The sequence below is a fragment of the Calderihabitans maritimus genome (assembly GCF_002207765.1).
GTDB lineage: Bacteria > Bacillota > KKC1 > Calderihabitantales > Calderihabitantaceae > Calderihabitans > Calderihabitans maritimus.
The window spans coordinates 1-9023 of sequence record NZ_BDGJ01000043.1; the positions used below are offsets into that span (position 1 = coordinate 1).

The 9023-nt window shown below is 45.4% G+C and carries 8 protein-coding genes; all 8 read left to right on the top strand.

Annotated features, from left to right (window positions below):
* The first annotated feature begins 506 nt into the window (after nt 1-506).
* The 8 genes from fbp (at nt 507) to KKC1_RS05450 (ending at nt 8964) form a co-directional block, all read left to right on the top strand.
* Complete coding sequence (fbp, locus tag KKC1_RS05420) at nt 507-1634, top strand: fructose-1,6-bisphosphate aldolase/phosphatase (protein ID WP_088553482.1); 1128 nt, start codon at nt 507-509, stop codon at nt 1632-1634.
* A gap of 136 nt (nt 1635-1770) precedes the next feature.
* Complete coding sequence (locus KKC1_RS05425) at nt 1771-3276, top strand: aminotransferase class I/II-fold pyridoxal phosphate-dependent enzyme (RefSeq protein ID WP_088553483.1); 1506 nt, start codon at nt 1771-1773, stop codon at nt 3274-3276.
* A 64-nt stretch (nt 3277-3340) separates the two neighbouring features.
* Complete coding sequence (locus KKC1_RS17015; RefSeq protein ID WP_272946656.1) at nt 3341-3469, top strand: hypothetical protein; 129 nt, start codon at nt 3341-3343, stop codon at nt 3467-3469.
* Nucleotides 3470-3608: 139 nt separating this feature from the next.
* Nucleotides 3609-4319 carry an ABC transporter ATP-binding protein gene (locus KKC1_RS05430; RefSeq protein ID WP_088553484.1) on the top strand — a complete coding sequence of 237 codons (711 nt, stop codon included), beginning with the start codon at nt 3609-3611 and terminating at the stop codon, nt 4317-4319.
* Nucleotides 4320-4324: 5 nt separating this feature from the next.
* The gene (locus KKC1_RS05435; RefSeq protein WP_088553485.1) at nt 4325-6688 is read left to right on the top strand and encodes an ABC transporter permease; all 2364 of its coding nucleotides are present in this window, start codon (nt 4325-4327) and stop codon (nt 6686-6688) included.
* A gap of 1 nt (nt 6689) precedes the next feature.
* A complete protein-coding gene (locus KKC1_RS05440; RefSeq protein ID WP_088553486.1) occupies nt 6690-7952 on the top strand; it encodes an efflux RND transporter periplasmic adaptor subunit in 1263 nt (420 codons plus the stop codon).
* Between the two features lie 34 nt (nt 7953-7986).
* Nucleotides 7987-8814, top strand: a complete 828-nt coding sequence (locus tag KKC1_RS05445) for a DUF72 domain-containing protein (protein ID WP_088553487.1) — start codon at nt 7987-7989, stop codon at nt 8812-8814.
* Between the two features lie 33 nt (nt 8815-8847).
* The gene (locus KKC1_RS05450; RefSeq protein ID WP_143288681.1) at nt 8848-8964 is read left to right on the top strand and encodes a small, acid-soluble spore protein, alpha/beta type; all 117 of its coding nucleotides are present in this window, start codon (nt 8848-8850) and stop codon (nt 8962-8964) included.
* The last annotated feature ends 59 nt before the right edge of the window (nt 8965-9023 follow it).

Below are 9023 nucleotides of genomic sequence, written 5' to 3' on the forward strand. Positions count from 1 at the left end.
CGCTGGCTGTGGGGCGAATACGGGAAAAACGCGGGATGAATTTGCGCAGCCTGGTCAAAGTGGCTTGACCGGTTATCAACTAAAAAACGAAAGCTGAACAAAGAAGAATAACAAAAATAGGGATAGGTATGTCCTTTTTCAGACGGGTCTATGGAAAACAGTGACAATTAAACTATTATCAGGTTAATCTCCCGCCCTATTAGGACTCAATTGCTTCGAACCGTTGCCAATCTTATCTTGCCAGATGCCCAAAATGTTTTACAAAGCAAATAGCTTAATAGGCAAACTACTTGACAGTTGTAGCACAAATTGTTAAAACTAATATGGCAAATTCTTGCGATGAGAAAAAGGAATTTTGTTATCCTATATAGAAGATTTAAAGCATATAGTATAACACAATACCTTTATAAGGCGGACATAGTCTGTAATTAACCGTCAAGTTCCGATCCTTCAAAAATAGAATAGAAAGGGCGGAAAGAATTTTAATATCAAAAGGAGGGCTCAAATTGAGCAACAAAGTTACTCTTACCGTAATCAAAGCAGACATTGGGGGTTTTGTTGGGCATTCCAGTGTTCATCCCAAGGTTATGGAGAAGGCTCAGGAGGTGTTGGCGGAGAGCGATCTGCTGGTAGATTTTCATGTCACTCATGTGGGGGATGATATCAACCTCATTATGACTCACCGCCACGGAACCGATAGTGAAGAGATACATAAACTGGCTTGGGATACATTGGTAGCTTGTACCGAAATCGCTAAAGAATTGAAACTATACGGGGCCGGTCAGGATCTTTTAGCAGACGCCTTTTCCGGTAATGTAAAGGGTATGGGGCCAGGTGTGGCGGAGATGGAATTTGAGGAAAGGAAAAGCGAGCCGGTTATAGTATTTATGGCGGATAAGACTGAGCCTGGTGCCTGGAATTATCCCTTATACAAAATGTTTGCCGATCCTTTCAATACCATCGGGTTGGTTATTGATCCTAAGATGCACGACGGCTTTTTCTTCGAGGTTCACGATTTAATTGAAAATAAAAAGGTTCTTTTCTCAACTCCAGAAGAGCTATATGACCTGTTAGTGTTTATTGGTGCTCCGGGTCGTTATTGCATTAAGTCGGTATATTCCAAGCAAGGTGAAATTGCGGCTACTTCCAGTACCCAGAGGCTTAACCTGATGGCAGGAAGGTATGTAGGTAAAGACGATCCGGTTTGTATTGTTCGTTGTCAGAGCGGACTTCCTGCGGTAGGAGAGGCCTTGGAACCTTTTGCTAATCCTCACCTGGTCTCCGGTTGGATGAGGGGTTCGCACAGCGGCCCTTTAATGCCCGTTTCCCTGCAGGAATGTAATCCTACCCGGTTTGACGGCCCACCTAGGGTAGTGGCTTTAGGCTTTCAGTTAGCTGAGGGTAAGCTGATTGGCCCTCAAGATTTCTTTGCCGATCCGTCTTACGATGAAGCCCGTAAAATGGCCAACAAGATTGCCAATTACCTGCGTCAACTGGGACCGTTTGAACCCCATCGGTTGCATTTAGATGAAATGGAATACACCACTTTACCTCAAGTTTCTAAGAAATTAAAGGATCGATTTATTGATGCCGATGCTCCTATAAACATCAAAGAAGTAGCGGCAACAAAATAGAATGAGCTGGAATTTGCCCCCCTATGGGGGCAAAAATTTTTCTTATAAAAGTACTCTGATGTATCTTGAAATTTAAGGCCAGTTATGATGTAATTTAAATATTGTAAGGTATCTTCGGATAGAGGGGGCTGGGCATATGCCAGATAGAAAGCAGTACCGTACGCCCATATTTGATGCTGTAAAAAAATATATAAGCGATGGAGTCATTCCCTTTCATGTACCGGGACATAAACAAGGAAAAGGCCTAGCCGAGTTATGCGAGTACGTGGGAGAAAATGCTCTGGCCATGGATCTGACCTGTATGCCAGATTTGGATAATATATGTAATCCGCGTGGTGTTATTAGAGAAGCTGAAGACCTAGCAGCTGAAGCTTATGGAGCAGATCGAGCTTTCTTTTTGGTAAACGGAACTACTTCCGGCATCCAAGCCATGATCATGACGGTTTGCCAACCGGGGGATAAAATTATTATTCCGCGTAATGCTCATAAGTCGGCGTTAGGCGGTTTAATTCTGAGCGGAGCGATTCCTGTCTACATTGAGCCGGAACTTAATGAGGATTTTGGGATTTCCATGGGCGTTACCCCGGAAAAGGTTAGAAGAGCCTTGGAAACCAACCCTGATGTTAAAGCTTTATTTGTTATTCATCCTAATTACTACGGCACTACTTCTGACCTGGCCCGCTTGGTAGAAATTGCTCATGATTACGAAGTTCCGGTGATTGCAGATGAAGCCCACGGTGCCCATTTCAAGTTTCATCCCTCTTTGCCCCAGTCGGCCATGGAAGCGGGAGCCGATCTGGTGGCCAGCAGTACCCATAAACTGGCCGGATCTATGACTCAAAGTTCTATTCTTTTGGTAAAGGAAGGCCTGGTCAGTGCCCAGCGGGTTAAAGCAGTATTAAATCTTTCCCAAACCACCAGCCCTTCCTATCTGCTGCTCAGTTCTCTGGACGTGGCCCGCAAGCAAATGGCTACTCGGGGAAGAGAATTGTTAGAGCGCACTTTGGAGATTACCTGTTGGATTAGAGAACAGTTGAGCCAAATTGAGGGATTGCAGTTATTAACGGAAGAAATCGTAGGAAAACCTGGATGTCATGACTTTGATCCGACCAAGATTACCATCAATGTCCAGGGGTTAGGCCTTTCGGGCTACGAAATGGAAAATATCCTGCGACAGCAGTACAGGATTCAGGTAGAATTGTCTGACCTGTATAACGTAATTATTTTGACTTCCATTGGAGATACTTGGGAAAAAGCTAAAAGACTGGTTAACGCTTTTCGAGACATCGCTGGCAAGCGTTCTTTAAAGAATGTAATTAAATATTGTCCTCCTCTCCCGCCTTTGCCAGAGGTGGCTGTTTCACCCCGGGAAGCCTTTTACAGTCAAACTAAGATGATACCCTTATATGAAGCAGAAGGAGAAATTAGCGCTGAAGCCATAATGGCTTATCCTCCTGGTATTCCATTGATTTGTCCGGGAGAAATTATTACCCGGGAAATTATAGATTATGTGAATATTCTCAAACAGGAACATGCAGACCTGCAGGGTACGGAAGATCCTGAGATAAATCAGATTAAAGTTCTTAAGCCGGGATTGGCTTTGTTGAAACCCTCCGAAGAGATGGCTGGAAGTTTAGGCTAGCAGGAACGCAGGAAAACTATATCGAAATTATTTTAAGCTGCAGGTACTGGGAGGTGAGGCTTGGGTGATTTTTGGTATACTGTTTATAGCAGGATTGGCTTTAAGCCTCATTTATTACTTGTATCGCCAATCGGTAGACGAAGGAATTAATATGTTCCCCGTTAATGATATAGCTAAGGAAAAGCATAAGTGAACCGCTGCCGCCGGGCAGCGGTATTTTTTTTGTTTTCTTCTTGCAGGAGAGCGGCGGTAGGAAAGGGAAAATAAGATGGGAAAAGGGGAAATAATATAAGATTGATTAGTGAGATAGATTTAGCGAATGAGGTGAGCCGGTGGATTACCAGCCTCTTGTCGAATTAGTTGGGGTGTCGCGTCGCTATTCGTTAGGTGAAGTGGAGGTAGAAGCTTTAAAGCCAGTGGATCTCAAGATATATAGAGGTGAATTGTTGGCAATATTAGGCCCTAGCGGTTCGGGAAAGAGTACCCTTCTTAACTTAATAGGGGGAATGGACGTACCTACTGGCGGGAAAGTCCTTTTTGACGGACAGGATATTACGGAGTTTGATGAAAAACGCCTGACCCTATTCCGCCGCCATCAAGTGGGTTTCGTTTTTCAGTTCTTTAACTTAATCCCTAATTTAACGGCAAGAGAAAACGTGGAACTGGCGGCAGAAATAAAAGGAGAAAAGGTCGATGGCTTGGCTCTGTTGGAAAAGGTTGGGCTTAGGGACCGAGCAGACCATTTCCCTTCCCAACTCAGCGGAGGAGAACAGCAGCGGGTTGCTATCGCCCGGGCCCTTGCCAAAGACCCGGAAATTTTACTCTGTGACGAACCGACCGGTGCGTTGGATTATCAAACGGGAATTCAGGTCTTATCCCTGTTACAGGATATAAACCGCGAGATGGGTAAAACTGTTGTTATAGTTACTCATAATGTAGTAATCGGGAACATGGCTCACCGCATTTTAAGGATGCGGGACGGAAAAATTGATAGTATTGCGGTAAACGAACACCCGGTTGAAGCCTGCCGGCTGAGGTGGTAATCGATATGTTGTATAAAAGAATGTGGCGGGAAATTAGGCATAGTCCCTGGGCCTTCGTGTCTATTATTTTTTTAGTGTGTTTAGGAACGGCTCTCTTCACGGCCAGTTATATTTCATTTGTAAATTTGCAGAGTTCTTCCGAAAAGACTTATCAAGAGCTCAAATTCGCCCATTTGACTTTTAGGGTACAGGCCGCCCCCAACAGGGTGGTTGAGAAAATAGAATCTCTGCCCGGCGTAGAGATGGCCAACGGCCGGGTCAGCAAAGATGTTCCTTTGGATATAGAAGGAGATTCCCGGCGGGTTACAGCCAGGATGCTTACCTTGCCTTCGAGTTGGGAAGATAGGGAATTCGTAAATGCCCCCTTTTTAGTAGAAGGAGCATGGCCTGCCAGAACAAATGAAGTGTTGCTTTTAAAATCTTTTGCGGAATATTACCGGCTTCAAGTAGGAGATTATCTTTATCCAATCATCAACGGAGAACAAAAGAAGTTAATTATTTCCGGTGTGGTTACCAGTCCGGAATACATTTATCCTTTGAAGGATAGACAGCAGGTTCTCGCCACCGCACGGGATTTTGCCGTTATTTATCTTCGAAAGGAAATTGCTGAAAAATGGTGGGGTATGCAGAATGCGTTTAACGAAATAGTTGTCTATCTGGAAAGACCGCGGGAAATCCAGGAAGTTAAAAAGAGAATAGAAAAAATTTTGGCCCCTTACGGACTCCTCAGTACCATAGAAAGAGAAGATCAGCCGAGTCATTTCGCCTTGAAGATGGAATTAGAAGGACTGCAGGAAATGGCCTTTATGTTTCCTGTTCTATTTTTGGGGACGGCAGCTATGGTCATTTATATAATATTGGCCAGGATGATAGCTAGAGAACGACGTTATATAGGAATACTACGGGCCCTAGGTTACAGTCGGAAGGGGATAATGGTTTATTATCTAAGTTATACTTTGGCTATTGGCGTGTTAGGTTCCTTATTAGGAGCGCCTGTTGGTTACGGGCTTTCTGTTCTTATGACGAAAATGTATGCCAATGTATTTGATATACCTTATTTGGTAGCGGCTCCACATTGGGATGTACAAGGGATTGGCGTAATTATCAGTGTTATTACTTGTTTGGCTGCCGGCTTTAACTCGGCCAGAAAGGCGGCATCGCTTAGACCGGTCGACGCTATGCGCCCGGAGACTCCTTTGCCCGTGAGGCAGGTTCCTTGGGATTCTTACCTGTTCTCCAGGCAAAACTTGCCCGTGAAATGGAAGATCCCTCTGCGCAACGTGGCTCGCTTTCCTCGACGGATGATTTCTAACGTGGTAGGTATTGCGTTGGCCACTAGCCTTATTTTGGTAGGGTTATCTTGGTTAGATGGTACGGAGGAATTAATAAATCATCACTTTGAACGGGTGATCAATTATGATGCTAAGATAATTTTTGATCGACCGGTGCTCGAGAATGAAGTGCTAGAGATAGCGCGTTGGGAAGAGGTAATGGAGGCGGAACCCTTATTGGAAATGCCTGTCCGGTTTCATTATGGCAGTCGTAGTTTTGAAAGCATACTGGTCGGAATTCCTGCGGAAGGAGAAATGTTTCGCCTCTTTGAAGATAGGTTGACCCGGAAGAAGCTCACCGGACGGGGTATCCTCATTAGCAGCAGTCTTCAAGAAGAGTTGAAGGTGAAAGAAGGTCAGAGGGTTGAAGTAGAAATTTTAGGAGTCGGCGGAGATAGAAAATCAATACCGGTGGCGGGGACCGTTTTCATGTCTGTGGGAAGCGGGGCATTTCTTCCTCTCGGTAAAGCCCAGGAAATAACAGGAGAACCGGGGATGATTAGCGCGGTCATGACTACCCTCTGCCCCGGGGGAATGGAAAAATTAAAAGAGCGAACTAAAGACCTCAGCCCAATTGCGGCCATAGAGGATGTGGAGCAGACTCGTCAAGATATTTCTCAATACATGGGGTTACTATATACTTTTATCGGCATTATGATTATTTTTGGTATGAGCCTGGCCGGAGTTATAACCTTTAACACTTCGCATATTAATATCCTGGAAAGGCGACCGGAACTTTTGATCTTACGCATGCTGGGGATGGGACCGCAAGAAATCGCCGCTTTAATTACCCGAGAAAACTTCTTGACCGCGTTCCTGGGTCTGGTAGTGGGTATTCCTTTGGGGAAGCGTATCGCCGCCTATTTTGCTCAGACTTACAGTACGGATTTGATGACTATGCCCCTGGTTATTTTACCGCGTACCTACTGGTTAACCGTGGGAGTCATATTTCTGGCCGTTTTTTTGGCTCAGATTCCGGGGATTCGATATGTAAACCGGTTGAACCTGGCCGAGGCAGCCAAGGAGAGAGAGGTGTAAAATGATGCTGGGAATGCGCAAGAAGGTAAAAGTTTTGGGGGGAGTAATTCTGGTATTTCTATTTAGCGGGCTCCTTTTTGCCTGGCACCATGGAAAGAAGGTTGAAGTAGAGGTGGTGGAGGTAACCAGGGGACCCTTGCGCAGTATTGTAGAAGCTACCGGTACGGTAAGGGCGGTAAACCAAAATGTGGTGGTCAGTGAAATATCGGCCAAGGTGAAAAAGGTTTGGGTAAAAGAGGGAGATCGGGTAAAAGAAGGTCAGGTTTTGTTGGAATTCGATGATAGCGAACTCCGGCGTCAATTAGAACGGGCTAAGGCTGCGGTGAAATTTTTTCAAGCCCAATTAGAGCAGATTCAAGCGGGAGCCCGCCAGGAGGAAGTAACCCAAGCCAGAGCATTAGTCAGTCAAGCCGAAGCGGCTTACGAGCAATCTCGACAGCAATTAGTACGCCTCCGCCAGCTTTTTGAGCAGCAGGCTGTTTCCCGGCAGCAGTTGGAAGAGGCGGAGACCAATTTTAAGATTGCTCAGGAGGAATTAATTCGGGCCCGAGCGCAACTTAACTTACTGCAAGAAGGGGCGCAGCAAGAGGCCCTAGAGGCGGCTGCTGCTCAACTGGAACAGGCAAAAGCAGAACTGGCCCTTCTTCAGCTGAATTTGTCCCGCGCTCGAGTATTATCTCCTATTAGCGGCACTGTATTGAAAAAAATGGTAACAGTAGGCACTTTTGTTCCTGTGGGAACGGAATTATTTGTGATCGGCGATCCTTCTCGGCTTGAGATCTTGGCTTTGATTCACCAGGAAGATATGGCCGGCATTCAGGTAGGAGAAAGGGTCGAAATCGAGTTTGATTCTGGTCCTGAGAGGCGAAAGATTGAAGGCTGGGTGAAAAAAATTTCACCGGCAGCGGAGACACAAGTTTCATCTTTAGGACTTCGCCAGGCTGTAGTTCCGGTGACTGTTGGGGTGAACGAGACAGAAGGTCTTCTGCCCGGTTACCGGGTGGAGCTAAATTTTATTACGGCTGACCGGGAAGACGTGTTGTTGGTGCCCGAGGATGCCCTGTTTGAAGAAAACCAAAACCATAAAGTTTTAGTAGTTGAAGAGGGCATTGCCCAGAGCAGGCTGGTTAAGATAGGAGGCACTGACGGCAATTTAGTAGAGGTTATTTCCGGGTTAAAAGAAGGGGAGCTGGTAGTTCTGGATCCGGAAAAGGTTCCGGCGGAAAGGGTTTCCGTTAGAGTGGACCGGAAAATACGGCTTTGAAGTTGAAGCCGTTACCGGAAAGGAGTAAAGAAAGATGCTTTTCATTGGTACGGCGGGATACAGCTATGATGACTGGATAGGGCCTTTTTACCCGCCCAGCATCAAACAAAGGGAAATGTTACCTTTTTATGCCCGGGAATTTTCGTTCACTGAAGTTAATTCCACTTTTTATCGCATTCCCACCAAGTATATGCTTTATCACATGCAGGAAAAAACGCCGCCGGGATTCCAGTTTGTCATCAAAGCTCCAAAAGAACTTACTCACGAGCGGGAAGACAACCAGAAAAGCTTCAGACAGTTCCGGGAGGCACTGGAACCTCTTATCGAGAATAAAAAATTGGGCTGTATTCTGGCTCAATTTCCTTACAGTTTTCACTGCAATAAGTCCAACCAGGATTACCTGAAAAAATTCCGCGAAGGGTTAGAGGAACTTCCGGTAGTGGTGGAATTCCGTCACCGGGGGTGGATCAAGAAAGAAGTTTTTAATTTAATGGTGGAACAACAGTTAGGATATGTTTGTGTGGACCAGCCTCAACTCGGGAATTTAATACCACCGGTAGTGTGGGTAACTGCGCCTATAGGGTATGTTCGCTTTCACGGGCGGAACAGGGAGAAATGGTGGCGATACGATTATCCCCATGAGCGTTACGATTACTTGTATTCAGAAGCTGAACTGCGGGAATGGATCCCCCGTATAAAAAAATTATTTCACAAGACATCCAAAACTTTTATAAGTATGAACAATCACTACCAGGGAAAAGCGATTACTAACGCAAGAATGTTGCGAAGGATGTTAGAAGAAACAAAGGTGATTCCGCCAGATGCGAAGCCTTTTGATAAGAAGGAATCGGATAGGGGATAATAAGTATAACCCTGTGCGGAAGGAGTGAAACTTATGGCTGACAGGCGGAAACTGGAGTCCGAAGCAGAGAACGAACTGGATGAGCTTAAACAAGAGGTGGCCAAGGAATTGCATCTGGATGACGATATCGCCCGAAGAGACCCGCGGTAAAATGTCAAGACCCTGAATTGGAAATTTTATTGTTTCAAAATGTAAAAAGACAATAAGAA

Excerpts from the sequence above, each read along its gene's own strand:
- KKC1_RS05440 (WP_088553486.1), top strand. The coding sequence starts at position 6,690 with ATGATGCTGGGAATGCGCAAGAAGGTAAAAGTTTTGGGGGGAGTAATT.
- KKC1_RS05425 (WP_088553483.1), top strand. The coding sequence starts at position 1,771 with ATGCCAGATAGAAAGCAGTACCGTACGCCCATATTTGATGCTGTAAAA.
- KKC1_RS05445 (WP_088553487.1), top strand. The coding sequence starts at position 7,987 with ATGCTTTTCATTGGTACGGCGGGATACAGCTATGATGACTGGATAGGG.
- KKC1_RS05450 (WP_143288681.1), top strand. The coding sequence starts at position 8,848 with ATGGCTGACAGGCGGAAACTGGAGTCCGAAGCAGAGAACGAACTGGAT.
- KKC1_RS05435 (WP_088553485.1), top strand. The coding sequence starts at position 4,325 with ATGTTGTATAAAAGAATGTGGCGGGAAATTAGGCATAGTCCCTGGGCC.